This is a genomic window from Caulobacter sp. CCNWLW153 (assembly GCF_036889365.1).
GTDB lineage: Bacteria > Pseudomonadota > Alphaproteobacteria > Caulobacterales > Caulobacteraceae > Caulobacter > Caulobacter radicis.
In genome coordinates, this window is record NZ_JBAKFV010000018.1 from 75,014 (window position 1) to 101,333 (window position 26,320).

At 66.5% G+C, this 26,320-nt stretch carries 22 protein-coding genes; 19 read left to right on the plus strand and 3 right to left on the minus strand.

The genetic code is table 11. The annotated features are described in order from the left end of the window. Positions 1 to 161 precede the first annotated feature (161 nt). The 3 genes from V6S85_RS22985 (at position 162) to V6S85_RS22995 (ending at position 1,835) form a co-directional block, all read left to right on the plus strand. The gene (locus tag V6S85_RS22985; protein ID WP_116564328.1) at positions 162 to 635 is read left to right on the plus strand and encodes a protein activator of alkane oxidation PraB; all 474 of its coding nucleotides are present in this window, start codon (positions 162 to 164) and stop codon (positions 633 to 635) included. Positions 636 to 786: 151 nt separating this feature from the next. Further along, positions 787 to 1,284, plus strand: coding sequence for a protein activator of alkane oxidation PraB (locus V6S85_RS22990; protein WP_116564326.1), 498 nt, complete (start codon positions 787 to 789; stop codon positions 1,282 to 1,284). Between the two features lie 104 nt (positions 1,285 to 1,388). Then, on the plus strand, positions 1,389 to 1,835 hold the full coding sequence (locus tag V6S85_RS22995) for a DUF2147 domain-containing protein (RefSeq protein ID WP_334350389.1): 447 nt from the start codon (positions 1,389 to 1,391) through the stop codon (positions 1,833 to 1,835). Between the two features lie 23 nt (positions 1,836 to 1,858). On the opposite strand, the gene V6S85_RS23000 is transcribed toward V6S85_RS22995, so the two are convergent. Further along, positions 1,859 to 3,202 (minus strand): MFS transporter, encoded by a 1,344-nt coding sequence (locus tag V6S85_RS23000; RefSeq protein ID WP_334350390.1) that lies wholly within the window; start codon positions 3,200 to 3,202, stop codon positions 1,859 to 1,861. Positions 3,203 to 3,444: 242 nt separating this feature from the next. On the opposite strand from V6S85_RS23000, the gene cyoA reads away from it, so the two are divergent. The 14 genes from cyoA to V6S85_RS23070 all read left to right on the plus strand — a co-directional run bounded on the left by cyoA (position 3,445) and on the right by V6S85_RS23070 (position 23,588). Next, complete coding sequence (cyoA, locus tag V6S85_RS23005) at positions 3,445 to 4,482, plus strand: ubiquinol oxidase subunit II (RefSeq protein ID WP_116564320.1); 1,038 nt, start codon at positions 3,445 to 3,447, stop codon at positions 4,480 to 4,482. A 19-nt stretch (positions 4,483 to 4,501) separates the two neighbouring features. After that, positions 4,502 to 6,499 carry a cytochrome o ubiquinol oxidase subunit I gene (cyoB, locus tag V6S85_RS23010; RefSeq protein ID WP_116564318.1) on the plus strand — a complete coding sequence of 666 codons (1,998 nt, stop codon included), beginning with the start codon at positions 4,502 to 4,504 and terminating at the stop codon, positions 6,497 to 6,499. Positions 6,500 to 6,502: 3 nt separating this feature from the next. Next, the gene (cyoC, locus tag V6S85_RS23015) at positions 6,503 to 7,126 is read left to right on the plus strand and encodes a cytochrome o ubiquinol oxidase subunit III (RefSeq protein ID WP_334350391.1); all 624 of its coding nucleotides are present in this window, start codon (positions 6,503 to 6,505) and stop codon (positions 7,124 to 7,126) included. Beyond that, entirely contained in the window at positions 7,123 to 7,521 is a 399-nt protein-coding gene (cyoD, locus tag V6S85_RS23020) for a cytochrome o ubiquinol oxidase subunit IV (protein WP_116564316.1), read from the plus strand. Before cyoC ends, cyoD begins: the two co-directional genes overlap by 4 nt. Further along, positions 7,518 to 8,261 (plus strand): SURF1 family protein, encoded by a 744-nt coding sequence (locus V6S85_RS23025; protein WP_334350392.1) that lies wholly within the window; start codon positions 7,518 to 7,520, stop codon positions 8,259 to 8,261. Before cyoD ends, V6S85_RS23025 begins: the two co-directional genes overlap by 4 nt. Then, positions 8,258 to 9,613 carry an ATP-binding protein gene (locus tag V6S85_RS23030; protein ID WP_116564311.1) on the plus strand — a complete coding sequence of 452 codons (1,356 nt, stop codon included), beginning with the start codon at positions 8,258 to 8,260 and terminating at the stop codon, positions 9,611 to 9,613. The genes V6S85_RS23025 and V6S85_RS23030 overlap by 4 nt, the downstream gene beginning before the upstream one ends. Continuing rightward, complete coding sequence (locus V6S85_RS23035) at positions 9,603 to 10,136, plus strand: response regulator transcription factor (RefSeq protein ID WP_116564309.1); 534 nt, start codon at positions 9,603 to 9,605, stop codon at positions 10,134 to 10,136. Before V6S85_RS23030 ends, V6S85_RS23035 begins: the two co-directional genes overlap by 11 nt. A gap of 104 nt (positions 10,137 to 10,240) precedes the next feature. Continuing rightward, positions 10,241 to 12,391, plus strand: coding sequence for a TonB-dependent receptor (locus V6S85_RS23040; RefSeq protein ID WP_334350393.1), 2,151 nt, complete (start codon positions 10,241 to 10,243; stop codon positions 12,389 to 12,391). A 418-nt stretch (positions 12,392 to 12,809) separates the two neighbouring features. Then, positions 12,810 to 17,288 (plus strand): beta strand repeat-containing protein, encoded by a 4,479-nt coding sequence (locus V6S85_RS23045; RefSeq protein ID WP_334350395.1) that lies wholly within the window; start codon positions 12,810 to 12,812, stop codon positions 17,286 to 17,288. After that, positions 17,285 to 19,075: a type I secretion system permease/ATPase gene (locus V6S85_RS23050; protein ID WP_334350396.1), complete on the plus strand. Its 1,791-nt coding sequence runs from the start codon at positions 17,285 to 17,287 to the stop codon at positions 19,073 to 19,075. Before V6S85_RS23045 ends, V6S85_RS23050 begins: the two co-directional genes overlap by 4 nt. 4 nt (positions 19,076 to 19,079) lie before the next feature. After that, positions 19,080 to 20,456, plus strand: coding sequence for an HlyD family type I secretion periplasmic adaptor subunit (locus V6S85_RS23055; protein ID WP_334350397.1), 1,377 nt, complete (start codon positions 19,080 to 19,082; stop codon positions 20,454 to 20,456). A 270-nt stretch (positions 20,457 to 20,726) separates the two neighbouring features. After that, positions 20,727 to 21,347 (plus strand): recombinase family protein, encoded by a 621-nt coding sequence (locus V6S85_RS23060; RefSeq protein WP_334350398.1) that lies wholly within the window; start codon positions 20,727 to 20,729, stop codon positions 21,345 to 21,347. Between the two features lie 245 nt (positions 21,348 to 21,592). Then, on the plus strand, positions 21,593 to 22,567 hold the full coding sequence (locus tag V6S85_RS23065; protein WP_334350400.1) for a DNA cytosine methyltransferase: 975 nt from the start codon (positions 21,593 to 21,595) through the stop codon (positions 22,565 to 22,567). An 820-nt stretch (positions 22,568 to 23,387) separates the two neighbouring features. Beyond that, complete coding sequence (locus V6S85_RS23070; RefSeq protein WP_116564301.1) at positions 23,388 to 23,588, plus strand: hypothetical protein; 201 nt, start codon at positions 23,388 to 23,390, stop codon at positions 23,586 to 23,588. 374 nt (positions 23,589 to 23,962) lie between these two features. Here the strand turns inward: V6S85_RS23070 and V6S85_RS23075 are convergent, their stop codons facing one another. Then, positions 23,963 to 24,199, minus strand: a complete 237-nt coding sequence (locus tag V6S85_RS23075; protein ID WP_207780676.1) for a hypothetical protein — start codon at positions 24,197 to 24,199, stop codon at positions 23,963 to 23,965. A gap of 238 nt (positions 24,200 to 24,437) precedes the next feature. Between V6S85_RS23075 and V6S85_RS23080 the strand changes: the two genes are divergently transcribed. Continuing rightward, entirely contained in the window at positions 24,438 to 24,983 is a 546-nt protein-coding gene (locus V6S85_RS23080) for a hemerythrin domain-containing protein (protein WP_116564300.1), read from the plus strand. Positions 24,984 to 25,053: 70 nt separating this feature from the next. On the opposite strand, the gene V6S85_RS23085 is transcribed toward V6S85_RS23080, so the two are convergent. Then, positions 25,054 to 25,233 carry a DUF3008 family protein gene (locus V6S85_RS23085; protein ID WP_116564298.1) on the minus strand — a complete coding sequence of 60 codons (180 nt, stop codon included), beginning with the start codon at positions 25,231 to 25,233 and terminating at the stop codon, positions 25,054 to 25,056. 149 nt (positions 25,234 to 25,382) lie between these two features. Between V6S85_RS23085 and V6S85_RS23090 the strand changes: the two genes are divergently transcribed. Continuing rightward, on the plus strand, positions 25,383 to 26,320 hold a 938-nt coding region (locus V6S85_RS23090; RefSeq protein WP_334350401.1), incomplete at its 3' end, for a catalase.

The window sequence follows — 26,320 nt, forward strand, 5'->3', positions numbered from 1 at the left end:
TTTTCGGCGCTCCTTCCGGGACGCGTCGCGAGATCGCGTCTATGTTGTTCAAGTGTTTGAATTTTATGTATTTTTTGGTTTGACTCCTTACACGATTGATAGTTGCATGTAGCTCGACCTCCAATGAGAGGTTGAAGAAAATAAACGTAGGAGGAGACGTCATGTTGAAGAGCGCTTCTGTTCTCGCCGCCGCCGTTCTGGCCGCCGCCGGCTTCGCCGCCGCTGGCTCCGCCTCGGCCGCCACGATCACCCCGACCGGCACGGGCTTCACCCTCAGCGGCGACCTGACCATGAGCCAATCGACCACCGTCGAGTGCGCCGTGACCCTGACCGGCACGACCGCCTCCGACGGCAGCAGCGCCTCGATCACGGGCGGTTCTTTCGCCGCCGGCGACTGGCAGTGCGGCTGGCTGGTGACGCCGAGCAGCTTCCCGTGGAGCGTCACGCTCAACGGCGGTTCGTCGATCACCATCAGCGGCATCGGCGCCAATTCGATCCTGGGCAACTGCGCGGGTTCGATCACCACCAACTGGAGCGGCGGCGTGACCTTCTCGGGCGCCACCATCCCGGGTTCGCCGGGCACCTGCTCGATCACCGGCACCCTGACCAGCAGCCCCTCGCTGACGGTCTCGTAAAAGGGCCGGGGCTGGATCCATATCCTTTCCCCTCGTCTTGGCCGGGGGCCCCTCGGGGCTCCCGGCCTTCCTTTTTTCAGCGCTCTTCGAGGCCGCGCCGACGGCCGCCGCCCGGGCGGTCCCAAGGCGATCGCCTCCTGGGAGGCCTTCCATGTTGAAGCGTGCATCCATCGCAGCCGCCACGGCCCTGGCCATGGCCACGCCCGCCTTCGCCCAGACCTTCTCGCCGGCGGGTTCCAGCTTCACGATGAGCGGCTATCTGTCGGCCAGCGACGTCGAGACCGTCAACTGCGCGACCACGCTCTACGGCGTGGTGTCGGCGGACGGAACCTCGGCCACGATCACCGGCGGCTCTTTCGCGCCGGGCAGCGGCCCCACCAGCGGCAAATGCGGCGTGATCTTCCACCCCAATGACTTTCCATGGACGCTGCAGCCCGGGTCTGCCTCGACGGTGAACCTGCTGGGCATCGGCATGGGCTATTTCCTGGGCCACTGCTCGGGCTCGATCTTCGGCGCGTCGTGGACGAACGGCCCGCCTGGCGTGGGCGCGGCGACCATCACGCCCGTGATGATCTCGGGCGCCTATGGCGGCTGCCTGGTGCACGGCGCGCTCGCGACCAGCCCCTCGCTGACGATCACCCCTCCCTGATGATGGATCAGGTCCGCCGCAGGCTTGGCGCTTGACGTCGAGGCGCGTCCGACAGACCGTCCGCGGACGAAGCGGGCAGGGAGCCCTTCGGATGGGGATTGGTCATGGCGTCGACGAAGCACCGAACCTGGACCGCGACCGCGCGGCTCGGCCTGGCGGGGCTGGTGCTGGCGGTCATGTCCGCCCCGGCCGGCGCCCAGGCGCCGCCCGCGACGGACGGCATCTACGGTGTCTGGCGCAATCCCAAGGACAGCGTCCACGTGGAGATCAAGCCGTGCGGGCCGGAGGTCTGCGGCTACGTGGTCTGGGCCAACGACGAGGCGCGCACCGACGCGCGCAAGGGCTCCGGCGGCGAGCTGCTGGGGCGGCAACTGTTGAGGGACTTCACGCCCGGCGACAAGGGCGAGTGGCGCGGCAAGGTCTTCGCGCCGGACGTCAACATGACGTTCTCGGGCCGGGTGCTGGTGCTGGACGCCGGCAAGCTGCGGGCCAAGGGCTGCGTGCTGGGCAACTTCCTCTGCAAGACCCAGGTCTGGACCCGCGTCGCCTGAGGCGACGCGGGTGACCTTGTCGGTCAGGCGCTCGTCTTGGCGCGCAGGCGGCGACGGCGGTCGAGGCTGAGGGCGATCAGGGTCGCCACCGCGCCCGACGCCAGATAGAGGCCGATGGCGGGCAGGCCCCAGAAGCTGGCCAGGGCCAGGGCGGCCAGGGGCGCGAAGCCGGCGCCGACCAGCCAGGACAGGTCGGAAACCACGGCCGAGCCGGTGTAGCGGTAGTGGCGCAGGAAGCCCGAGCTGACGGCGCCGGAAGCTTGGCCGAACGACAGGCCCAGGATCGCGAAGCCGGCCACGACGTAGACCGTCTGGCCCAGGCTGCCGGCGTCGAGCAGCCACGGCGCGGCCAGGCTGAAGATCCCGATCAGCACCGCCGACAGGGCCAGCTGGTTCTGGCGGCTGATGCGGTCGGCGATCCAGCCCGAGACCATGATGCCCACCACGCCCACCAGGGCGCCGGCCAGTTCGATGCGCAGGAAGTTCAGCGCCTCGCCGCCATCGTCATGCAGGCTGACCCACGACAGCGGGAAGACGGTGACGAGGTGGAACATGGCGAAGGTGGCCAGCGGCGCGAAGGCGCCGATCAGCACGTTGCCGCCCTGGGCCTTCAGCAGGCTGGTGATCGGAACGGGGCTGAGCTGGCCCTTCTCGAACAGCTTGCCGAACTCCTCGGTGGCGACGATGCGCAGGCGGGCGAACAGGGCCACGACGTTGATGGCGAAGGCCGCGAAGAACGGATAGCGCCAGCCCCAGTCGAGGAAGTCGGCCGAGCCCAGGCTGGCGACGAAGTAGGCGAAGAGGCCGCTGGCCAGCATGAAACCGAAGGGCGCGCCCAGCTGCGGGATCATGGCGTACCAGCCGCGCTTCTTTTCAGGCGCGTTCAGCGCCAGAAGCGAGGCCATGCCGTCCCAGGCGCCGGCCAGCGCCAGGCCCTGGCCGATGCGGAAGGCGGCCAGCGCCCAGATGGCCAGCGGACCGGCCACGGCGTAGCCGGGCAGGAAACTGATGGCCGCGGTCGAGCCGCCGAGCAGGAAGAGGGCGATGGTCAGCTTCACGCCGCGACCGTAGTTGCGGTCGATGGCCCCGAAGATCGCCGAGCCGATCGGCCGCGCCACGAAGGCCAGCGAGAAGATGGCGAAGGAACAGAGCACCCCGGTCAATCGGTCGACGAAGGGGAAGAAGAGCTGCGGGAACACCAGCACAGAGGCGATGGCGTAGACGAAAAAGTCGAAGAATTCCGAGGTCCGCCCGATGATCACACCGATGGCGATCTCGCCGGGGCGGACACCCTTGTGATCGGTATGCAATCGCCGTGCGTCGCGCTCTAGGCCCGATGACGTCGGAATTGCGAAATCCTGGTTCATGCAGCTACGCGCCTTGTTCCTGTTGTTTTCGTCCCAAACTCTTTTCAAGCCGCCTTTCCGACGGTCTTGAGTCCGAGCATGGGACCAACTGACCCTTTCTGGCAAACGTCTTGAGGCCTCTTCGGCTCCGCTCGGAGAACACGGCTTCGTGTGCTAAGGGCTCCCCTAGGACAAATGGTCCAATGTCACGCACTGGCGGACTGGCTTAACGGCGCCGCCAACGTCCGTAGTCCAGGTCCCTCATGACACCGAGTTCCTTCAAGAAGCTCGCCCTGTTGCCCGTGCTGCTCCTGCTGAGCGGCTGCGACTGGGTGGTGATGAATCCGTCGGGTGATATCGCCGCGCAGCAGCGCGACCTGATCATCCTGTCCACCGTGCTGATGCTGATCATCATCGTGCCGGTGATCTTCCTCACCCTGTTCTTCGCCTGGAAGTACCGGCAGTCGAACAAGACGGCCAAGTACGATCCCGACTGGCACCACTCGACCAAGCTCGAGATCGTGATCTGGGCCGCCCCGCTGGTGATCATCATGATCCTGGGCGCGGTGACCTGGACCAGCACCCACCTGCTGGATCCGTACCGTCCGCTAGACCGCCTCGCGCCGGGCCGTTCGGCCGAAGGCGTCAAGCCGCTGAAGGTTCAGGTCGTCGCCCTCGACTGGAAGTGGATGTTCATCTACCCGGAACTGGGCATCGCCACGGTCAACGAACTGGCCGCGCCGATCGACACCCCGATCGACTTCGACCTGACCGCCTCGTCGGTGATGAACTCGTTCTACGTGCCCGCCCTGGCCGGCCAGATCTACGCCATGCCCGGCATGCGCACCAAGCTGCACGCCGTGATCAACAAGCCCGGCGTCTATGACGGCTTCTCGGCCAACTACAGCGGCGAGGGCTTCTCGCACATGCGCTTCAAGTTCCACGGCATGAGCAACGCGGAATTCCAGAAGTGGGCCGAAGAGGTCCGCAAGAGCAACGACCGCCTCGACGGAACCCGCTACCTGGTGCTCGAGAAGCCCAGCGAGAAGGTTCCGCCCCAGCGCTTCGCCTCGGTCGAGGCCGGCCTGTTCGACAAGGCGGTCAACCGCTGCGTCGAGCCGGGCAAGATGTGCCAGCACGACATGATGGCCATCGACAAGTCGGGCGGCCTGGGCATGGAAGGCGTCTACAACGTCACCACGCTCGAATACGACAAGCGGACCCGGCGCGGGGAGGGCGGCATCCGCTCGTTCATCGCCGCGCTCTGCGCCCCCAAGTCCGCGCCCGCCGAAGCGCGCTGATCAAGCCTAGAGATCATTCATGTCCCCGGACCTCGTAAAAACGATCTTCGGCCGTCTCACATGGGACGCCATCCCCCTTCACGAACCGATCCTGATCGGCACATTCGCCATGGTCGCCCTGGGGGGGATCACCGTCCTGGCCGCCCTGACCTATTTCAAGGTCTGGGGCTACCTGTGGCGTGAGTGGCTGACCAGCGTCGACCACAAGAAGATCGGGGTGATGTACATCATCCTGGCCATCATCATGCTGCTGCGCGGCTTCGCCGACGCCCTGATGATGCGCGCCCAGCAGGCCATCGCCTTCGGCGACGCGGCCGGCTACCTGCCGCCGCACCACTACGACCAGGTCTTCACCGCCCACGGCGTGATCATGATCTTCTTCGTGGCGATGCCGCTGATCACCGGCCTGATGAACCTCGTCGTGCCGCTGCAGATCGGCGCCCGCGACGTGGCCTTCCCGTTCCTGAACAACTTCAGCTTCTGGATGACGGTCGGCGGCGCGATCACGGTGATGCTGTCGCTGTTCGTCGGCGAGTTCGCCCGCACCGGCTGGCTGGCCTATCCGCCGCTTTCGGGATTGGCGTACAGTCCAGACGTAGGGGTAGACTACTACATCTGGTCACTGCAGATCGCGGGCGTCGGCACCACCCTGTCGGGCATCAACCTGATCGTCACGATCGTGAAGATGCGCGCTCCGGGCATGAGCCTGATGAAGATGCCGGTGTTCACCTGGACCTCGCTGTGCAGCAACGTCCTGATCGTCGCCAGCTTCCCGATCCTGACCGCCGTCCTGGCCCTGCTGTCCTCGGACCGCTACCTCGGCACCAACTTCTTCACGAACGACTTCGGCGGCAACCCGATGATGTACGTGAACCTCATCTGGATCTGGGGTCACCCTGAGGTCTACATCCTGGTGCTGCCGGCCTTCGGCGTGTTCTCGGAAGTTGTTTCGACCTTCGCCAGCAAGCGCCTGTTCGGTTACAGTTCGATGGTCTACGCCACGGTCGTCATCACGATCCTGTCGTACCTCGTGTGGCTGCACCACTTCTTCACCATGGGCTCGGGCGCCAGCGTGAACTCGTTCTTCGGGATCACGACGATGATCATCTCGATCCCGACCGGGGCGAAGATCTTCAACTGGCTGTTCACGATGTACCGCGGCCGCATCCGCTTCGAAGTGCCGATGCTGTGGACCGTCGGCTTCATGGTCACCTTCGTCATCGGCGGCATGACCGGCGTGCTGCTGGCCGTCCCGCCCGCCGACTTCGTCCTGCACAACTCGCTGTTCCTGATCGCCCACTTCCACAACGTCATCATCGGCGGCGTGGTGTTCGGCATGTTCGCCGGCATCGTGTACTGGTTCCCGAAAGCCTTCGGCTTCAAGCTGGATCCGTTCTGGGGCAAGATGTCGTTCTGGTTCTGGCAGATCGGCTTCTTCTTCGCCTTCATGCCGCTCTACGTGCTGGGCCTGATGGGCGTGACCCGCCGCGTCAGCCACTTCGAGGATCACAGCCTGCAGATCTGGTTCGTGATCTCGGCCTTCGGCGCCGTGCTGATCCTGTTCGGCATCATCTCGTTCATCATGCAGATGGTCGTCGGCTTCATGAAGCGCGAGCAGTACGCCGACAAGACGGGCGACCCCTGGGGCGGCCGTACGCTGGAATGGTCGACCTCGTCGCCGCCGCCGGCCTACAACTTCGCGTTCACGCCCGTCGTTCACGAGATCGACGCCTGGCACGACATGAAGCAGCGCGGCTACGTGCGTCCGACGACCGGGTTCATCCCGATCCACATGCCGAAGAACACCGGCGCGGGCGTCGTCCTGGCCGGAATCTCGGTGGTCGTCGGCTTCGCGATGATCTGGCAGATCTGGTGGCTGGCGGTGATCTCGTTCGTGGCCCTCGTGGCCTCGGCGATCATCCACACCTTCAACTTCAAGCGTGACTACTACATTCCGGCCGAGGAGGTCGTCCGTGTCGAGGACGCCCGCACCGAAGCCCTGCGGAGCCTCGCGTAACCCATGGCCCACGCCCAAGCCCTGACCGAAGCGGACAAGGACCGCTTCTACCTCACCGAGGACCACCATCCGGAGAACGGGACCCTGCTGGGGTTCTGGATCTACCTGATGAGCGACTGCCTGATCTTCGCGGTCCTCTTCGCCTGCTACGCCGTGCTCGGCCGCAACTATGCGGCCGGCCCCTCGGGGGCGGATCTGTTCGATCTGCCCATCGTGGCGGTCAACACCGCGCTGCTGCTGTTCTCGTCGATCACCTACGGCTTCGCCATGATCTCGGCCCAGGCCAAGAAGGTGAAACCGACCCTGGCCTGGCTGGCCGTGACCGGTCTGCTCGGTCTCGGCTTCCTGTCGCTGGAACTGTACGAGTTCAACCACCTCATCCATGAGGGCACCGGCCCGCAGCGCAGCGCGTTCCTGTCGTCGTTCTTCGTGCTTGTCGGCACCCACGGCCTGCACGTGACCTTCGGCACCATCTGGCTCGTCACTCTGATGGTCCAGGTCGCCAAGCGCGGCCTCGGCGTCGAGATGAAGCGCCGCCTGATGTGCCTGTCGATGTTCTGGCACTTCCTCGACGTCATCTGGATCGGCGTCTTCTCGTTCGTCTACCTGCTCGGAGTCCTGAAATGAGCGCGGCCAGCCACGACGCGCACCACGCGCATGACGACCATGGGCACGGCCACGACGAAGGCGGCGCCCACGGTACGCTGAAGGACTACGTGATCGGCTTCGTGCTGGCGGTGATCCTCACCGCCATCCCGTTCTGGCTGGTCATGGCCGACGTGCTGCCGAGCCACCAGATGACCGCCGTGGCGGTCATGGGCCTGGCCGCCATCCAGGTCATCGTCCACATGATCTACTTCCTGCACATGAACTCGCGTTCGGAAGGCGGCTGGACCATGCTGGCCCTGGTGTTCACCCTGATCGTGGTGGTCATCACGCTGGCCGGTTCACTGTGGGTGATGCACAATCTCGACACCCACATGATGGCGCCGATGCCGCACGACATGCGGGAAGTTCCGTGACGAAGTCCGGCGGCCGAGCCGCCCGGACGATCGCCCTGGTCGGGCTCTGCCTGGCCTTCACGGCGATCTTCCTGGCGCTCGGCGGCTGGCAGGTCCAGCGCAGGGCCTGGAAGCTCGACCTGATCGCTCGGGTCGAGCAGCGCATTCATGCAGAGCCCGCCCCGCCGCCTGGTCCAGGCCGCTGGGCGGGGATCTCCCAGGCCAGCGACGGCTATCGCCGCCTGCGCCTGACCGGGCGCTTCGCCCACGACCGCGAGACCCTGGTCCAGGCCGTGACGACCGAAGGCCCCGGCTTCTGGGTCATGACCCCCCTCCACACCGACCAGGGCTTCGACGTCCTGATCAATCGCGGCTTCGTCTCGGCCGCGCGCCGCGCGCCGGGCTCGCGTCTCGCCGCCCAGGTCCAGGGGCCGGTGAGCGTCGTCGGCCTGCTGCGCCTGACCGAACCACGCGGCGGCTTCCTGCGCAGCAACGCGCCGGCCGAGAACCGCTGGTACTCTCGCGACGTCGCGGCGATCGGGCAGGCGAGGGGGCTTTCGCACCTCGCGCCCTATTTCGTCGACGCCGACGCCGCGCCCAATTCCGGCGGCTGGCCGATCGGCGGCCTGACGGTGGTGAAGTTCCCCAACAGCCACCTCGTCTACATGCTCACCTGGTTCGGCCTGGCGCTGCTGACGGGCGGGGCGGCCGTCTATGTTCTGCTCGACGCGCGCAGGAACCGGGTTAAAGAGACCCCATGACGCCGACCGCCCGGATCCTGATCGCCGGCATGTCGGGCTGGCTTTCGGGAGCGCGGGCCGCAGACAACGCGGCGGGCCCGGCCGACGCCATCGCCCGCCAGAACATGCTGCAGCTGATCCACCTGCGCTGGATCGCCGTCGTCGGCCAGGTGGTCACGATCCTGGCGGTGCATTTCAGCCTGGGCTTCCGCCTGCCGCTGGCGGCGATGATGCTGGTGCTGGCGGCGCTGGTGGTGCTGAACCTCTTCAGCCTGCTGCGCCTGAAGAGCGCCAAGCCGATCGGCCCCTATGACCTCTTCCTGGCCCTGGCGCTCGACTCCCTGGCCCTGACGGCCCAGCTCTATTTCAGCGGCGGCGCGACCAATCCGTTCACGACCCTGTACCTGCTGCACGTCATCCTCGGCGTGGTGCTGCTCGAGGTCTGGGCGACCTGGGCGATCGTGTTCCTGACCAGCTTCTGCTTCCTGCTGCTGGTGGCCGCCAACCGCCCGGTGATCGCCACCGGCCTCAGCGACCAGGCGTTCTTCGGCCTGTTCATCATGGGCATGATGATGGGCGTCGTCCTGGACGCGGTGCTGCTGGTGACCTTCGTCTCGCGTATCAACAGCAACCTGCGCCGCCACGACGCGCATCTGGCCGAACTGCGCCAGCGCGCGGCCGAGGAGACCCATATCGTGCGAATGGGCCTGCTGGCCTCAGGCGCCGCGCACGAACTGGGCACGCCGCTGGCGACGCTGGACGTGATCCTGGGCGACTGGCGGCGCATGAAGGTGTTCGCCAAGCACCCCGAGCTGGCCCAGGAACTCGAGGACATGCGCGGCGAGGTCAAGCGCTGCAAGGACATCGTCACCGGCGTCCTGCTGTCGGCCGGCGAGGCCCGTAGCGGCGAGGTCCGCGCCAGCACCCTGCGGGCTTTCCTCGACGAGGTGGTCGACGATTGGCGCGCCACCCGCGACGGCGAGGTGCTGACCTATGCGCCCGATCTTTCCGGCGTCACGCCGATCGTCGCGGAGTCCACGCTCAAGCAGGTGATACACAACGTGCTCGACAACGCGCGCGACGCCTCGCCCCACGCGGTGCGGATGAGCGCGCACGTCGCCGACGGCTGGATCGTCATCACGGTCGAGGACCAGGGGCCGGGCTTCACGGTCGAGACCCTGGAGAACCTCGGCACGCCCTACAATTCGACCAAGGGCAGGGCAGGGGGCGGCCTGGGGCTCTTCCTGGTGGTCAACGTGCTGCGCAAGCTGGGCGGGGAGGTGGTCGCGGCCAACCGTCCCGAGGGCGGCGCGCGCGTGGTCCTCAGCCTGCCCCTGGCGTCGCTGCAGATCGGGAGGCGTCATGCCCGCTGAACGCAAGCTGATCATCGTCGAGGACGACGAGAAGTTCGCCGCCACGCTGAAGAAGTCGTTCGAGCGCCGGGGCTACCAGGTCGTGCACGTGCATGGGCTGGAGGAGGCGCTGGTGGCGCTGGAGACGTTCACGCCCCGCTACGCCGTGGTCGACCTGAAGCTGGCCGGCGAGTCGGGCCTGGCCTGCGTCCAGGCGCTGATCGCGCGCGACCCGGAGATGCTAATCGTGGTGCTGACCGGCTTCGCCAGCATCGCCACGGCGGTCGAAGCCATCAAGCTGGGCGCCTGCCACTACCTGGCCAAGCCCTCGAACACCGACGACATCGAGGCGGCCTTCGACAAGCGCGAGGGCGACGCCGGCGCGGTGATCGGCGAGCGCGCCACCTCGATCAAGAACCTGGAATGGGAGCGGATCCACCAGACCCTGGTCGAGACCGACTTCAACATCTCCGAGACCGCCCGGCGGCTGGGCATGCATCGCCGGACCCTGGCGCGGAAGCTGGAGAAGCGCCGGATCACGTGAGGCCACAATACGGCCCCGCTTTTATTTACAACAAAGTGCATAAGAGGCCTTGCAACTCGCGGCTGTGATGCGGCTGGATGTGCTCGATGTACTGGCTGCTTCTCATGTCCGCCCTGCCTGCCGACGTTCCGCAGGCCGCCGCCGCGGCAAGCCCTGCGGTCGAGGAGGGCGAAGACGCGGCGGTGCGGCTGTCCGGGGTCGAGGTGCTGGCCCGCCGCGGGGCGGCCAGGACGCCTCCCGAAACAGAACTGACTCCCGACGAGATCGAGGCGCTGGGCGCCTACGACATCGGCGAAGCGCTGGACCGCATTAGCTCAGCCTACGGCATGACCGACCCGCCCGTGGTGATCGTCAACGGTCGCCGGGTGCAGAACGCCGGCGACTACATGACCTTTCCGCCCGACGCCCTGTCGCGGGTGGAGCTGTTGCCGGAGCAGGCCGCGGGGCTCTATGGCGCCGATCCGGGCCGCCGGGTGGTCAACATCGTCCTCAAGCGCAACTTCCAGAGCCGCGACGGCCAGGCGGCGCTGGCCCGTCCGACGGCCGGGGACCGCTCGACGCTGATGCTCGACGCCCGCCGGTCCGCGATCGCCAACGAGAACACCAGCCAGTTGGGCGGCCGCCTTACCCGAAACACCTCGCTGCGCGCCGACGAGCGCCCCGACTATCTGCGCGACCATCCCGAGGCCCGGGGCGCCACGCTCAAGCCCGAGAGCACATCGGTGACGGCCAACATGTCGGTCAACCGCCGGCTGGGAGAGTGGCAGGGCGCCTTCAGCGCCAGCGCCCGGGCCCAGCGCGACGACTCGGTCTCGCGCCGCGATGACGCGTTGGCCCGCCTGCGGAGCCAGCAGCGCGGGCTCAACATGAGCGCCGGGGCCAATGGCGAGGTCAAGGGCTGGTCGGTGCGGGCCGGCCTGGACGGACAGCTCTCCCGGGGCAGCCAGGAGGGACTGACCGATCTCAAGTCGGACAACCGCGCGATCTCCCTCAATCTCTCAGCCGACCGCCCCCTTCTGACCCTGCCCGCCGGCCGGTTGACGATGGACCTCAGCGGCCGCGTCTCGCGCATCAGCTCCGCCTCCACCTTCGCGGGAACGACCACCGAGCGGACGGTCGACAGCGCCGACATGCGCGGCGGATTGTCGATCCCGCTGCTGCGCGCCCCGCAGGCGGGCGAGGAGGCTGGCCCCGTCAATCTGGGCAGCGCCTCCCTGAACCTCAGCGGCAACCTGCGCCGCCAGACCGGGTCAGGCGGGGGAGGAGGCGTGACCAGCGCCCTGTCGTGGTCGCCGACCAAGCTCGTGAGGCTGAACGGCTCCTGGGCGCGGTTCTACGACGCGCCGTCCGACCAGCAGCTGTTCGACGCGCCTTTCTACGGCGAGCCGATCGTGGTGTTCGATTTCGCCACCGGCCAATCCGTCGAGGTCCTGCCGCTCTATGGCGGCAATCCCGCCCTGGAGGGGCAGACCACCGAGCGGATCGCCGTTAGCCTCACAGCCGGTCCGGTCACGCCCTGGCGCCTGGCGGGGAACATCAACTACCGCACCTCCGACAGCCGCGATGGCATCGGCGGCCTGCCGGCCGTGACCCCAGCGCTAGAGGCGGCCTTTCCCGAACGGTTCCAGCGGGACGCCGACGGGCGACTGATCGGCATCGACCAGCGCTCGATAAACCTGCTCTCATCGCGATCGGACACCCTGGCGTCGGGCCTGACCTTCAATCTTCCGTTCGGCGGCAAGGCGCCGTCGCCGACCGCCACCAGTCTCAGGGCGTCGCTGAACCACACGCTGCAACTGAAGAAGGTCACCGTCATTCGCGCGGGCTATCCCGTCATGGATCACCTTGCGGGCGACGGCGGCGGTTCACCGCGCAACGAGTTCTCCGCCATCCTCGACGCCCGCCGCGACAAATGGACGCTGAACGCCAGCGCGCGGTGGCGGCAGGGCTATCGCACCCGTCGTGACACCGGCGCCGATGGTCCGAGCGACCTTCTGGTCTCCGACCTCGCCAGGATCGACCTCAAGCTGGGCTACACGTTCGCCGCGCCGGCGGGCAAACCCGCCGCGGCCGCCGAGCCAGGCGCGCCCGCGTCACGTATCTCCGGACTGCGGCTGGGGCTGGAAATCGAGAACCTGCTGGACGCCCGCCTCCAGGCCAGGCTCGGCGATGGTCGCCCCGCGCCGGGTTACGGCCGCGACGACCAGGACGCCATCGGCCGGATCGTCAGGGTCACCTTGCGCGGCCGCTTCTGATCGCGGCGAGTTTTCAGAACTTGCCACCCTTGCGAAAGTATAGTGCATACTGATGACTAGTTTCTTCGCGATCAATTAAGGCCGCGATTGGAGCATTCACCATAATGCATTCTGCATGACGACTTGTCATTGCTAAGGCTGGGTGATTGACGCAAAGCTGAACTAGGCAGATCGCTAGCCGCTGTTTCGCTTCGCGTAGGCGCCTCGCGCTCCATGAAAATCTTTGATCGGCGGCGGGAAGGGCGGATGACCGCATCCCGACAGCCGGCCACGAACTTCACGGATCCGCGCGCACGCCTCCGACGCCGACCCCGGACCCGGTATCCGTCTCCCCCGTCGACGTTGTGATCGAGGCTTTCGTTTTGGATCGCGCGGACGAGCCCTCACGGCACGCGCGCGGAGCGCTCGGGAGCAAGTCATGGCCGACATAGACATCACCGCACCAGGCAGTTCGACGACCGTAAACGGCGTGATCATCACGCGCGGCGACGCGATCGGTTCGGGCACCGGCAACTACGACCCGTTCCTCGCCATAGGCGACAATGACGGCAACGAAAACGGCTTCAACACCGACGCCAACGGCGTACTGAACACCAACGCGGCCAAGACCAGCAGCCTGACCTTCAACCAGATCCCCATCCGGGTGATCGACGGCGTGCAGTACCTGGAGTTCCGGCTGGATCTCAACGAGACCAACGAGAACCCGCTCACCGCGCTCAACGCGATGAAGATCTACTACTCCTCGATCCCTGCTACGGGCGCGGACTATGTCGCCGGCACCCAGGAACTGGACGCCGACTTCACCAAGATCTTCGATCTCGACGCCGGCGGCGACAGGACGCTGCTGATGGACGCCCACTCGTCGGGCAGCGGCAATGACGACTACGTCTTCTACGTGCCGGTCTCGCTGTTCGGCGCCGCCGACCTGAGCTCCGCCTACATTACCATGTACGCCGAGTTCGGGCGGCCCGGCACGACCTACGGCGCCGACGACGGCTTCGAGGAGTTCAACACCGAAAAGGCCGCCATCATCAGCGGCGTCAAGTTCCTCGACACCGATGGCGACGGGGTCAAGGACGCCGGCGAGGCCGGCCTCGGCGGCTGGACGATCTTCGTCGACGAGAACAAGAACGGCGTGCTCGACTCCGGCGAACGCTCGACGGTCACCAAGGCCGACGGCTCGTTCCAGATCGGCGGCCTGCCGCTGTCGCTGGGCACGGTGCAGGTCGACGAGGTGCTGCAGGAAGGCTGGACCCAGACCACGGGCGCCTTCGAGACCGTCACCCTGAGCGAGGCCACCACCTACAACGTCGAGATCGGCAACCAGCCGATCCCGCCGCAGGTCGACGTGGTCAAGACGGCCGGCACGCGCACCGATGGTGACGGCAACGGCGATGACGCCGGCGACACCCAGCTCTTCAATTTCACGGTCACCAACACCGGCACGATCAAGCTGCTGAACGTCACCCTGGTGGATGACAACGGCACGCCCGGAAACGCCGCCGACGACATCCCGATCGCTCTGGCCGGCCTGACCGACCAGGACGGCGACGGCCAGGCCGACGATCTTGCTGTCGGCGCCTCGGCCACCGGCAGCCTGTTGCACGTGTTCAGTCAGGCCGAGATCGAGGCCGGCGGCTACACCAACACCGGCACGGCCACGGGCGTGTCAGCCAGCGGCCTGACGGCGTCGGACACCGACCCCGAAAGCGTGACCCTGACCCGCAATCCAGCGCTGAACATCACCAAGGACGCCACCGTCCCGGGCGGCACGGCCGATGCGGCCGGTGAACAGATCAGCTACACGATCACGGTGGCCAACACCGGCAATGTGATGCTCGACGGCGTCACCGTCACCGACCCCTATGCCGACGTCGGCTCGATCATGCGCGGCGCGGACGTGGTGGGCGACAATGACGGCCTCCTGGAGGTCGGCGAAACCTGGAGCTACACCGCCAAGCACACGGTGACGCAAGGAGAGATCGACTCCAATGGCGGCGGCGACGGCGCCCTGGAGAACACCGCCACGGCCGACTCCAACCAGACCGGCCCCGACACCGACGACGCCAGCGTGCCCGTCGATCGCCGGCCCAGCCTCAACATCACCAAGGACGCCACCGTCCCCGGTGGTACGGCAGACGCCGCTGGTGAACAGATCAGCTACGCCATCACCGTGGCCAACACCGGCAACACCACGCTCGACGGCGTGACGGTGACCGACCCCTACGCCGACGCCGGCTCTATCGTGCGCGGCGCTGACGTCGTGGGCGACAACGACGGCCTGCTGGAGGTCGGGGAAACCTGGGGCTACACGGCCAAGCACACCGTGACCCAAGGCGAGATCGACTCCAACGGCGGCGGAGACGGCGCGCTGGAAAACACGGCCACCGCCGACTCCAACCAGACCGGACCGGACACCGACGACGCCAGCGTCCCGGTCGATCGCCGGCCCAGCCTGAACATCACCAAGGACGCCACCGTCCCCGGTGGTACGGCAGACGCCGCTGGTGAACAGATCAGCTACGTCATCACCGTCGCCAACACCGGCAACACCACGCTGGACGGCGTGACGGTGACCGACCCCTATGCCGACGCGGGCTCTATCGTTCGCGGCGCCGACGTGGTGGGCGACAACGACGGCCTGCTGGAGGTCGGTGAAACCTGGGGCTACACGGCCACGCACACCGTCACCCAGGCAGAACTCGACTCAAACGGCGGCGGCGACGGACAGCTGGAGAACACGGCCACGGCCGACTCCAACCAGACCGGCCCCGACACCGACGACGCCAGCGTCCCGGTCGCCCCCCGGCCCAGCCTGAACATCACCAAGGATGCGACGGTGCCGGGAGGAACGGCCGACGCGGCCGGCGAACAGATCAGCTACGTCATCACTGTCGCCAATACCGGCAACACCACCCTGGACGGCGTGACGGTGACCGACCCCTACGCCGACGCCGGATCCATCGTGCGCGGCGCTGACGTCGTGGGCGACAACGACGGCCTGCTCGAAGTCGGGGAAACCTGGGGCTACACCGCCAAGCACACGGTCACGCAAGGAGAGATCGACTCCAATGGCGGCGGCGACGGCGCGCTGGAAAACACGGCCACCGCCGACTCCAATCAGACCGGCCCCGACACCGACGACGCCAGCGTGCCCGTCGATCGCCGGCCCAGCCTGAACATCGTCAAGGATGCGACGGTCCCCGGAGGCACGGCCGATGCGGCCGGCGAACTGATCAGCTACACGATCAGCGTCACCAACACCGGCAACACCACGCTGGACGGCGTCACCGTCACCGATCCCTATGCCGACGCTGGATCCCTGGTCCGCGGCGCCGACATCAGCGGCGACAACGACGGCCTTCTCGAAGTGGGCGAGGTGTGGGGCTACACCGCCAAGCACACCGTGACCCAAGGCGAGATCGACTCCAACGGCGGCGGCGACGGACAGCTGGAGAACACCGCCACGGCCGACTCCAACCAGACCGGACCGGACACCGACGACGCCAGCGTGCCTGTCGATCGCCGGCCCAGCCTGAACATCGTCAAGGACGCCACCGTCCCCGGAGGCACGGCCGACGCGGCCGGTGAACAGATCAGCTATACGATCAGCGTCACCAACACCGGCAACACCACGCTCGACGGCGTCACCGTCACCGACCCCTATGCCGACGCCGGATCCCTGGTCCGCGGCGCCGACATCAGCGGCGACAACGACGGCCTTCTCGAAGTGGGCGAGGTGTGGGGCTACACGGCCCAGCACACCGTCACGCAAGGCGAGCTAGACTCCAACGGCGGCGGGGACGGACAGCTGGAGAACACGGCCACGGCCGACTCCAACCAGACCGGGCCGGACACCGACGACGCCAGCGTGCCCGTGCTGCAGAGGGCGACCATCGACATCGAGAAGTACGTCTCGATCGACGGCGGCGCGACCTGGGACGACGCGGACAGCCCGCTGGGGCCGATCGCCACCTCCAGCGCCAGCATCGCCTTCAAGTTCGTGGTCACCAACACCGGCAACGTGACCCTGACCAACGCCTCGGTCACGGACTCGGTGTTCGACCTGAACGGCGCGGCGGCGGGCACGGCCCGGGCGCTCGGGAATCTGGCGGTCGGCGCCAGCACCGAGTTCCAGATCACCGCGCCCTGGACCGCCGGCCAGCACGTCAACGACGCCACCGCGTCGGGGACCTATTCGGGCGGCACGGCCAGCGACCATGACCTGGCCTACTACTACGGCCTGATCGACAGCGTGGGCGTCCGCACTCCCGGCTTCTGGCTGTCGCCAAACGGCCTGACCTTCTGGGACGGCACCGTCGGCAACGAGACCAAGTCCGGTCCCGATTTCCCCGACGGCGAGCTGCTGGCCTACAACAACGGCATCGTCGACGGTCCCGACCCTGGCAACAGCAACAAGGAGGAGCGCTACATCCTACTGGGCGACGACAACGGCAACGGGATCACCGACGCCGGCGAGGACACTCTGCAGATGTCGCTGGCCCTGGCGCTGAAGGTGCTGGACGCTTCGCAGAAGCCTTCGCAGGACGCCCGCTACGTCCTGGGCCGCGACGTCATCGCCGCCTGGCTGAACTTCGAGGCCGGCAACGCCTCGGGCGATCCGCTCGACCCGAACAGTCCCGCCGCCAAGATGAACCAGGCGATCGACTGGCTGCAGCAGTACGCCGACGCCAATCATGACGGGATCGCCGACTTCAACGGCGCGGCGATCAAGCAAAGCAGCGCGGCTTGGCAAAACTCCGGCGCGGGACTGCACACCGCCCTAGACGACTACAACAACAACGGCACGATCAGCGGCTTCACCTTCGCCGGCGACGGAGACGACAAGCTGTTCGTGACCATGCTGACCCGCTACCACGAGGATGTCCTCGCATGAGCGGCCGGGGCGGCGCGGATAGGGCGGGAGGCTCGGGACGGCGCGTCCTTCCCGAGCCGCTGGCCAACGCCTTCAGGACCTGCCGGCGGCATCTGCTGATCGCCGCCGGCTTCAGCGCCCTGGTCAACATCCTCTACCTCGCGCCGACCCTCTACATGCTCCAGATCTACGACAGGGTCCTGCCGACCAGCGGGCTCCTGTCGCTTGCGTTTCTGACGGTGGCGGTCGTCTTCGCCCTGGCCACCCTGTCCGTGCTCGACAGTCTTCGCCAGCGCATCCTGGTGCGGCTCGGCCTGCGCCTCGACCGCCTGCTGGCGCCCGAGGTGCTGACCCGGCTGACAGGGGGCCTTGGCGCCGACGCCGGACCGCGGTTGCGCCAGGCCATGCGCGAGTTCGACGCCTTCCGCAACGTCGTCTCCGGCTCCGCCGCCACGGCGATGCTCGATGCGCCCTGGACCCCGATCTACCTGGCGCTCTGCTTCGTGCTGCACCCCTTGCTGGGCGTGATCTCGGTGATCGGGGCGGGGGCGCTGCTGATCCTGGCCATCCTCAACGAGCAGGCCACCCGCGGCAAGCTGGAGGCCCTCAACGAGGCCTCGGCCCAGGCCTATGCGACGCAGGAGGCGATCGCCAGCCAAGGGGGGCTCGTCAAGGCGCTGGGCATGCGCGAGCCGCTGATCGTGCGCCAGCTGCTCGACCGGCGCGAAGCCGTTGGCCTGCAGGCCGACGCCCAGTTCACCGGCGGGGTCTATACCGGCCTCATCCGCTTCCTGCGGCTGACCCTGCAATCGCTGGCGCTGGGAACCGGCGCCTGGCTGGCCGTGCGTCACGAGATCTCGGCCGGCGGCGTCATCGCCGCCTCCATCCTGCTCAGCCGCAGCCTGGCGCCCGTCGAGCAGATCGTCGGCGCCTGGAAGAGCGTGATCCAGGCCCGCGACGGCCTGCGCACCCTGGTCGATCTCTTCGAACGCGCCCCGGCCACGCCGACCCGCACGCTGCTGCCCGAGCCCAAGGGCCGGCTGCGCGCCGAGCAGGCCAGCGTCCGCGCGCCCGACGGCACGGGCATGATCCTGCGCGGCATATCCTTCGACCTCAATCCGGGCGAGATCATCGGCGTCGTCGGCCCCAGCGGCGCGGGCAAGACCACCCTGGCCAGGGTGCTGGTCGGGGCCCTCACGCCAGATCTCGGCTGCGTGCGCATCGACGGTGCGGACCTGGCCGACTGGCAGTCCGAGCGCCTGGCCGCCCACGTGGGCTATCTGCCGCAGAACTGCGGCCTGTTCGCCGGCACGGTGAAGGAGAACATCGCCCGCTTCGCCAGCATCACCGAAAGCGACCCGCGCGAGATCGACGAGCGCGCGGTGGCGGCGGCGACGGCGGCCGGCGCGCACGAGATGATCCTGCGCCTGCCGCAGGCCTACGACACTCAGTTGGGACCAGGCGGGGCAGGGGTGTCGGCCGGCCAGGCCCAGCGCCTGGCCCTGGCCAGGGCGCTGTACGGCGGCCCGCAGGTGTTCGTCTTCGACGAGCCCAATTCCAACCTCGACTTCGAGGGCGAGACGGCGCTGGAACATGCGATCGCGGCCCAGAAGGCGAGGGGGGCGGCCCTGGTGGTGATCGCCCATCGCCTCAACATACTGGGCGTGGCCGACAAGCTCCTGGTGCTGCGCGACGGCGCGATGGATCTCTACGGCCCGCGTCGCGAGGTGCTTCAGGCGCTGGAGGCGAGGGTGGCGGGATTGCCGCGCCCGGCCAATGCCTCGTCCGATCTTCGGGTTTCGGGGTGACGTCATGACCGCTTCGCTCGCCATCCATAAGCCCGGCGCCCTGGTGACGGTCGAGGCCTACAAGGAGCAGGGGCCGGCCGACGGCGCCAATTGGGAGCTTCGGGCCGGCCTGGCCGCCGCCGGCGTGTTCTTCGTCGGTTTCCTCGGCTGGGCGGCCTTCGCGCCGCTCGACGCCGGCGCCTACGCGCAGGGGGTGGTCGTGGTTTCCGGCAGCCGCCAGGCCGTGCAGCACCGTGAGGGCGGGGTGATCTCGGCCCTGCGCGTGCAGGAAGGCGACAAGGTCAGGCAGGGGCAGGTTCTGCTCGAACTGAACGTCCAGGAGGTCCGGGCCCAGGAGCGGGCTCTGGCCGCCCGCGTCTTCGCGGTCGAGGCGCGCCGGGCGAGGTTGATCGCCGAGCGCGACGGCCTGGCCGCGCCGATCACGCCGGTCGCCTTCGCGGGCCTGCCGACCGAGGATCAGGTGCTGGCCGACGAGGCCATGGGCCTGGAGCGCCGTCAGCTGGCCGCCCAGCGCGCGGCCCTTGCCTCGCGGCGCGGCGTGCTGGGCGAGCGCGCCAGCCAGCTTTCCGAGCAGATCAACGGCTACAACCGCCAGCTCGCCGCCAATCGCGAGCAGCAGCGGCTGATCGGCGAGGAGCTGGAAGGCATGCGCAAGCTGGCCGCCCAGGGCTATGCGCCGATGACGCGGGTGAGGGCGCTCGAACGGGCCGCGGCCGATCTGGTGGGCACGGACGGCGCCTATCGCGCCCAGGCCGCCAGCGCCCGCGAGGGTATCGGCGAGACCCGCATGCAGGCCTTGCAGGGCGACCGCGAGCACATGGACGAGGTGATCGCCGACCTGCGCCAGTCCGAGATCGAGCTCAACGACCTCAAGCCCAGGTTGACCGCCGCGCGCGATCAGCTGTCGCGCGGCATGGTCCGGGCGCCGGCCTCGGGCCAGGTCGTGGGCCTGAAGGTGTTCACGGTCGGCGGCGTCGCGGCGCCCGGCGACGTCCTGATGGAGATCGTGCCTCAGCGCGCGCCGCTGGTCATCGAGGCCCGGGTGGCGCCGAACGACGCCGACGACGTCCATGTGGGCCAGAGGGCCGACGTGAAGTTCACCGCTTTCCACGACCGCCAGTTGCCGCTGCTGCAGGGCACGGTCACCAAGCTGTCGGCCGACGGCTTCACCGACGAGAAGACCGGTGCGCGCTATTTCCGCGCCGAGGTCGCGGTGCCGCCGGAGGAACTGGCCGCGCTGAGGCAGCCGGGCCGGGAAGCGCCTGCGTTGAAAGCCGGGCTGCCGGTCGAGGTCGTCGCGCCGCTACGCAAGCGCACGGCGCTGCAATACCTGCTGGAGCCGCTGCAGCAGCGGCTGTTCAGGAGCTTCCGCGAGCAGTGAGACGCCGAGGGATGGGAATATTTTCCTGACCGGGCTGTCGCCTTCTCCAATTGTCGCGATGGATATGCGGGAATATTTTCCTATATGTTGCGGCCGCTCATGTCGGCTTCACCGATTTGATCCTAGGAATATATTCCCATATACAATATCAAAACGCAATTGGCCGTTTGTGAAAGGGCGGCGCACAAGTAGCCAGGGCAGGAACTAGCATCTTTCGAAAACCTCTTTCATAACTTAGTTGAAAGGCAACCGGTTTTTGAAAGGACCGCCATGCTCATCGGCTATGCGCGAGTGTCAAAGGGAGACGACCAATCAACGGCCGCGCAGAAGCGCGCGCTGACCGATGCAGGGTGCGAGCGCCTGTTCGAAGAGGCCGCCAGCGGCGGCCGATGGGACCGTCCCCAACTGCATAGAATGCTCGATCAACTAAGGACCAGCGACGTCGTCGTGGTGTGGAAGCTCGACCGTCTATCCCGTTCTCTGAAAGACCTTTTGCACATTCTGGAGAAGGTCGACGCCGCCAGCGCCGGCTTCCGCTCCCTGACCGAAAGCATCGATACCACGACCCCCGCGGGCCGCATGATGATGCACATGGTCGGCAGCTTCGCCGAGTTCGAACGCGCCATGATCCGCGAGCGCACCAACGCCGGCCTGGCCGAAGCGAGAGCCGCCGGCCGTATCGGTGGGCGTCGCCCAAAACTGACCCCGGCGCAGCGTGCGGACGTCGTCGAGAACGTGACCTCTGGACGTAAGTCGGCGGCTGAAATGGCCAGGCTCTACCGCGTCAGCGAACCGACCATTAGCCGCATCCTTTCTACAGCACGGGCTCTGGCCCCAAACCCCGCGACTGACTCCAAACTCGCCGAAACTGAATCCAAAATCCGCGACTAACTTTTTGCTGTTCGAAGCCCTCAAGCTACTCGAAGATCGCGTAGAAGCGCGTAAAGTCCGGATCCGGCTATCCACCGAATTTTCGTCGGAGGCGCGGGGTTGCCACCGGGTTCGGCAGTGAAACTGCACTTGCTTGCTCCGGGGAACGTTATAAGAACTACGGTCTCAGGTAGGCTTCTCGATGAAGCCGATCTCAGCGATGCTGGCCGGAGATTCGTGATGACCCCGTGTGAGGAGCCAGACGCTTGAAGGTTGCGGGTTTGTTTGCCGGAATCGGCGGACTCGAAGTCGGGCTCTCGGCTGCGGGTCACGAGGCTGCGATGTTCTGCGAGATCTGGGAGCCGGCTCGCGCCGTGCTGGCCGCGCGCTTTCCCGGCGTACCATGCGAGACAGACGTACGGTCGATCGAAGCCTTGCCAGACGAGGTCGATCTTCTAGTCGGCGGCTTCCCTTGTCAGGACCTAAGTCAGGCGGGACGAACGGCGGGAATCGGTGGCAAGCGCTCGGGCCTAGTCGATCAGATCTACCGCCTTCTGGACGCGCGCAAGGTCCCATGGGTCGTGCTGGAGAACGTCTCCTTTATGCTCCAGCTCGACCAAGGCCGGGCAATGACAACCTTGGTTGAGGCGTTCGAGGCTCGCGGCTATCGCTGGGCGTATCGCGTCGTCAACACACACGCCTTCCTGCCGCAGCGGCGGAACCGGGTGCTGTTCGTGGCCACCTGTGCCGATGCCGATCCGGCCGACGTGGTACTGGTCGACGAAGCCGAGCCGGTGCTGGCAGGCACCGAACTGGATATGCGTGCCCATGGGTTCTACTGGACCGAAGGTATTCGTGGACTCGGATGGGCTCCGGACGCCATTCCTACGCTTAAGAACGGTTCGACGATTGGCATTCCCTCACCGCCGGCCATACTGCTGCCCGACGGACAGGTGGTGACGCCTGACATCCGCGACGCCGAAAGGCTTCAAGGTTTCGACGAAAATTGGACAATGCCGGCTGCCGAGGTGGGCCGGGCCTCTTTGCGCTGGTCGCTGATCGGCAACGCCGTCTCGACGCCGGTGGCGCGATGGCTAGGCGAGAAGCTGGCTAAGCCTGGAATCTACGAAACTTCGCGCGACAAGCCTCTACGGGCTTCTGGTTCGTGGCCGGCTTCCCTGCGCTGTTGCGGGCCTCGACCTTGTGATCGACCGCGAGCCGTGCGGCCAGCTCGAACATGACCCAGGTCTCGTAAGTCTTGCCCTTCGTTGAGGCGAGGCTAGGCGCGGCGACCGCCAGGTCCGCCGCGGCTTTGCTGATCCTGGCTTCCATCGCCGCTTTCGCGGCCGCTCGGTCGCTGAATTTGGAGTCAGAAAACGTGCAAACCCGGAACGTTATAGCAACCGGCGGCAAGCGACCTGCGACTCGCAGAATTTGGAGTCAGTGACAAGGGACACCGGGCGATCTCCGGTTTCGCATCAATCCTTATCGCCTAAGGAATATTATCGGAAGAAGGCGCATGTTCGGAAGTGTTGCACATCGCCGTACTCCAGTAGCGATCCCCCGAGCCGCGGAGGTCCCACAACGCGCAGCGGTTCGGGGGCTCGCGTCGCGCTAAGCTTTCAGCATTCCTAGATTCGGACATTGACGGCCAAGCTCGAACTGACTGATCTCGCTCCGACCAACGAGATAAGAGTCAGTGCAGTTCATTCGTTCTCAGCGGCTCGGCGCGCAACAACTACCGGCAATCCTGACTGGGCCGGTCGTGACTGATGCCCTCGGTATTCCGCGCTACGCCGCCACGATCTGGATCGACTTCCTTCATGGCGATCTGGCTCCACAAACACGCGCTACATATCGTAGAGCGGCGGCCGCGCTGTACGATCATGCCGAGTGGCGTTGACTACCCAGCCATTGACGTCGGTGCCCAGCGGGCTGGCGCACTCTACAAATCCGTCGGCTATCGGCCTGCATCGCTGAACACACTGTCCACATGTGCAACCGGCGCGTTATTCGAAGTTTGGAACTAGTATGTCGGGATAACCGGCGGCAGGAGGAGCTATGTCGCAGCAACGCGATCCTTCCACGACCAAACCGCTCTCTGCTGCGCAACAGGCGTTCGGCCTGCTCCTGGAGCAGCAGCAGCGCGAGTGTCGCAGCGGCAATGCACTTGTCGGCGCCGATGCCGAGGCCTTCCTGGATGCTCTGGTCGAGCGGGTTGAGGCTCACCATGCTCGCGTTAGCCGCAAGCTGAGCAAATAGCTTCTAGAGCTTCGCGGCATCAATTTCGGCTGGCGGTATCCGGCCGATCGTCGCCTTGCTGACGCCCAGAACGCGAGCTAGGTGGCGCACGCTTTCTCCGTTGGCGCGCTGCTGGGCGACGAAAGTCCGCTGGGCGACGAAAGTCCGCTGGGCGACGAAAGTCCGCTGGGCGATGGTCAGACTGTGGTGCCGCCCAAGCTTGACCCCGCGCGCCTTAGCCCGTTCACGCCCTTCGCTGGTGCGCGACCGGATCAGCTCACGCTCGAACTCAGCCAGGCCGCACTTCGAACACGCATGCCATCTGACACCCGAACATCTCGAACATCGGCGGCCAGCCACGATCTGCCACAGATTGCGGCCGGCCTCCGCCTGGATTAGCGCTCCACGTCGCCTTGCCCGGTCTTGCCCGGCTGGATCGCGCCGGTGTCGACGCCGCTGGCGAGGCCATCGCCCTCGCCTTCGATGTCGCGCCCTTTCTGGCGCTCGCCCGGACGACGCTCGCCCTGCTGGTTCTGCTGATCCGGCTGGGCCTGCTGGGGGTTGTCCTGTTGTTGTTGCGGCTGGCGGATGTCGCCCTGCTGGTTTTGATCGTTGTTGGCGTTCTCGCCCATGGCCGTCTCCCTTGAATGGCTGCTCGCCGGTTGCTCCGGCTCAGCACAAATGCGGGCGCATCGAACCCGTTCCTATGTCGAAAACCCGACCAACAACATGCCATAACTGACTGATTTTTAGCGAATAATGGCTCTATGCCACTGCGAGACTGAAATCGTCTCTCAACTAGCATGGCCATAGGAACCAGCAGCCAGGGCGCGGGCTTCAAGCGGCGATCAACTCACAGGGAGAGTCGCCATGGCCACTGCCAAAGCCGCCACCAAAACCGCCTCGAAATCGGGAAAATCCGCCAAGGCTCGCCGCACCCGCCGCACGGGTCGGCGCGATCCTCTGGCCATTCGCCTGCTCAAGGCCGATCACCGCGAGGTGGAGGCCATGTTCGACGAGTACGAACAGCTGGAGAGTGATCGCGACAAGCAGGCCCTGTTCGACAAGATCGCCCTGGCCCTGAAGGTTCACACCCAGATCGAGGAGGAGATCCTCTATCCCGAAAGCCGCGGCGAGGTGGAGGACGACCTGATCGACGAGGCTTATGTCGAGCACGACGGCGCCAAGAAGCTGATCGCCGAGATCGAGGCGATGAAGCCCGGCGAAGAGTTCTACGACGCCAAGGTCAAGGTGCTGGGCGAGTACATCAAGCACCACGTCAAGGAAGAGGAACAGCCCGGCGGCTTCTTCGCCCAGGCCAAGAAGGGCGACGAGGACCTCGAAGCCATGGGCGAGCGCATGGCGGCGCGCAAGGAAGAGCTGATGGCGGAGTTCTCCAAACAGCCTTCCCACTAGATCCAGGAAAGCCGACCGGGCGGCGATTGCTCTCTTTCAGGAGCAAGTCGTCACTCGGTTGGGCCGTTGGTCAGTGCTTATGCTCGGGCATGCCTTTGCGCTTGGTATGCGCGAACTCTTCCAGCTGCTTCTCGCTCATCGACAGCATCGACTTGGACGCGCCCTTAAGCTTGCTCTTGGGCGTGTCGCCGCGCTTGGCGGACAGGGCGGCTCCGGCGGCTTTCTGCTGGGCGGCGGACTTGGCGGGCATCGGCGATCTCCTCTGGGATGGCCTGTCCTCAACGCCCGGCCGCTCTGCGCAGCTTCATCACCCACACGATCATCAGCCAGGTCCGGCCACGCTCGGAACCGGCCTTGGGGCTTTCGGATTGCCCCACGATCCCATCCCAGGAGACTGACATGGCCAAGGGCATGACCACCGAGCGCGGCGTCGGCGACGAGACCCATCAGCGCGTTCCGGACGGCGGCCCGCATACGCCGGACGGCCACCTGACCACCAACCAGGGCGTGCGGATTTCCGACAACCAGAACCAGCTGAAAGCGGGTCCGCGCGGTCCGGTGCTGCTGGAAGACTTCGTGCTGCGCGAGAAGATCTTTCACTTCGATCACGAGCGCATTCCAGAGCGCATCGTCCACGCTCGCGGCTCGGCCGCCCACGGCTATTTCGAGGCCTACGAGGCGGCCGCCAGGCTCAGCAAGGCCGACCTTTTCCAGCGCCCAGGCGAGAAGACGCCGGTGTTCGTGCGCTTCTCGACCGTCGCGGGCGGCGCCGGCAGCGTCGACACGCCGCGCGACGTGCGCGGCTTTGCGGTGAAGTTCTATACCCAGGAGGGCAACTGGGACCTCGTCGGCAACAACATCCCGGTGTTCTTCATCCAGGACGCAATCAAGTTTCCGGACCTGATCCACTCGGTGAAGATGGAGGCTGATCGCGGATACCCGCAGTCCGCCAGCGCCCACGACACTTTCTGGGACTTCATCAGCCTGATGCCCGAGGCCACCCACATGATCATGTGGGCGATGAGCGACCGGACGATCCCGCGCTCGCTGCGCACGATGGAAGGGTTTGGGATCCATACCTTCCGACTGGTCGACAACAAGGGCAAGGCGACCTTCGTCAAGTTCCACTGGAAGCCCAGACAGGGCGTGGCCTCGACCCTGTGGGACGAGGCGGTGAAGCTGGCCGGCGCCGATCCCGACTTCCAGCGCCGCGACCTCTTCGAAGCCATCGATCGCGGCGACTTCCCCGAGTGGGAACTTGGCGTGCAGGCCTTCGATCAAGCCTTCGCCGACGCCCTGCCCTATGACGTGCTCGATCCGACCAAGATCATTCCCGA

Bases quoted from the DNA above. Each gene is read 5' to 3' on its own strand.
- V6S85_RS22985 (WP_116564328.1), top strand. From the start codon at position 162: ATGTTGAAGAGCGCTTCTGTTCTCGCCGCCGCCGTTCTGGCCGCCGCC.
- V6S85_RS22990 (WP_116564326.1), top strand. From the start codon at position 787: ATGTTGAAGCGTGCATCCATCGCAGCCGCCACGGCCCTGGCCATGGCC.
- V6S85_RS22995 (WP_334350389.1), top strand. From the start codon at position 1,389: ATGGCGTCGACGAAGCACCGAACCTGGACCGCGACCGCGCGGCTCGGC.
- V6S85_RS23000 (WP_334350390.1), bottom strand. From the start codon at position 3,202: ATGAACCAGGATTTCGCAATTCCGACGTCATCGGGCCTAGAGCGCGAC.
- cyoA (WP_116564320.1), top strand. From the start codon at position 3,445: ATGACACCGAGTTCCTTCAAGAAGCTCGCCCTGTTGCCCGTGCTGCTC.
- cyoB (WP_116564318.1), top strand. From the start codon at position 4,502: ATGTCCCCGGACCTCGTAAAAACGATCTTCGGCCGTCTCACATGGGAC.
- cyoC (WP_334350391.1), top strand. From the start codon at position 6,503: ATGGCCCACGCCCAAGCCCTGACCGAAGCGGACAAGGACCGCTTCTAC.
- cyoD (WP_116564316.1), top strand. From the start codon at position 7,123: ATGAGCGCGGCCAGCCACGACGCGCACCACGCGCATGACGACCATGGG.
- V6S85_RS23030 (WP_116564311.1), top strand. From the start codon at position 8,258: ATGACGCCGACCGCCCGGATCCTGATCGCCGGCATGTCGGGCTGGCTT.
- V6S85_RS23035 (WP_116564309.1), top strand. From the start codon at position 9,603: ATGCCCGCTGAACGCAAGCTGATCATCGTCGAGGACGACGAGAAGTTC.
- V6S85_RS23040 (WP_334350393.1), top strand. From the start codon at position 10,241: ATGTCCGCCCTGCCTGCCGACGTTCCGCAGGCCGCCGCCGCGGCAAGC.
- V6S85_RS23045 (WP_334350395.1), top strand. From the start codon at position 12,810: ATGGCCGACATAGACATCACCGCACCAGGCAGTTCGACGACCGTAAAC.
- V6S85_RS23050 (WP_334350396.1), top strand. From the start codon at position 17,285: ATGAGCGGCCGGGGCGGCGCGGATAGGGCGGGAGGCTCGGGACGGCGC.
- V6S85_RS23055 (WP_334350397.1), top strand. From the start codon at position 19,080: ATGACCGCTTCGCTCGCCATCCATAAGCCCGGCGCCCTGGTGACGGTC.
- V6S85_RS23060 (WP_334350398.1), top strand. From the start codon at position 20,727: ATGCTCATCGGCTATGCGCGAGTGTCAAAGGGAGACGACCAATCAACG.
- V6S85_RS23070 (WP_116564301.1), top strand. From the start codon at position 23,388: ATGTCGCAGCAACGCGATCCTTCCACGACCAAACCGCTCTCTGCTGCG.
- V6S85_RS23075 (WP_207780676.1), bottom strand. From the start codon at position 24,199: ATGGGCGAGAACGCCAACAACGATCAAAACCAGCAGGGCGACATCCGC.
- V6S85_RS23080 (WP_116564300.1), top strand. From the start codon at position 24,438: ATGGCCACTGCCAAAGCCGCCACCAAAACCGCCTCGAAATCGGGAAAA.
- V6S85_RS23085 (WP_116564298.1), bottom strand. From the start codon at position 25,233: ATGCCCGCCAAGTCCGCCGCCCAGCAGAAAGCCGCCGGAGCCGCCCTG.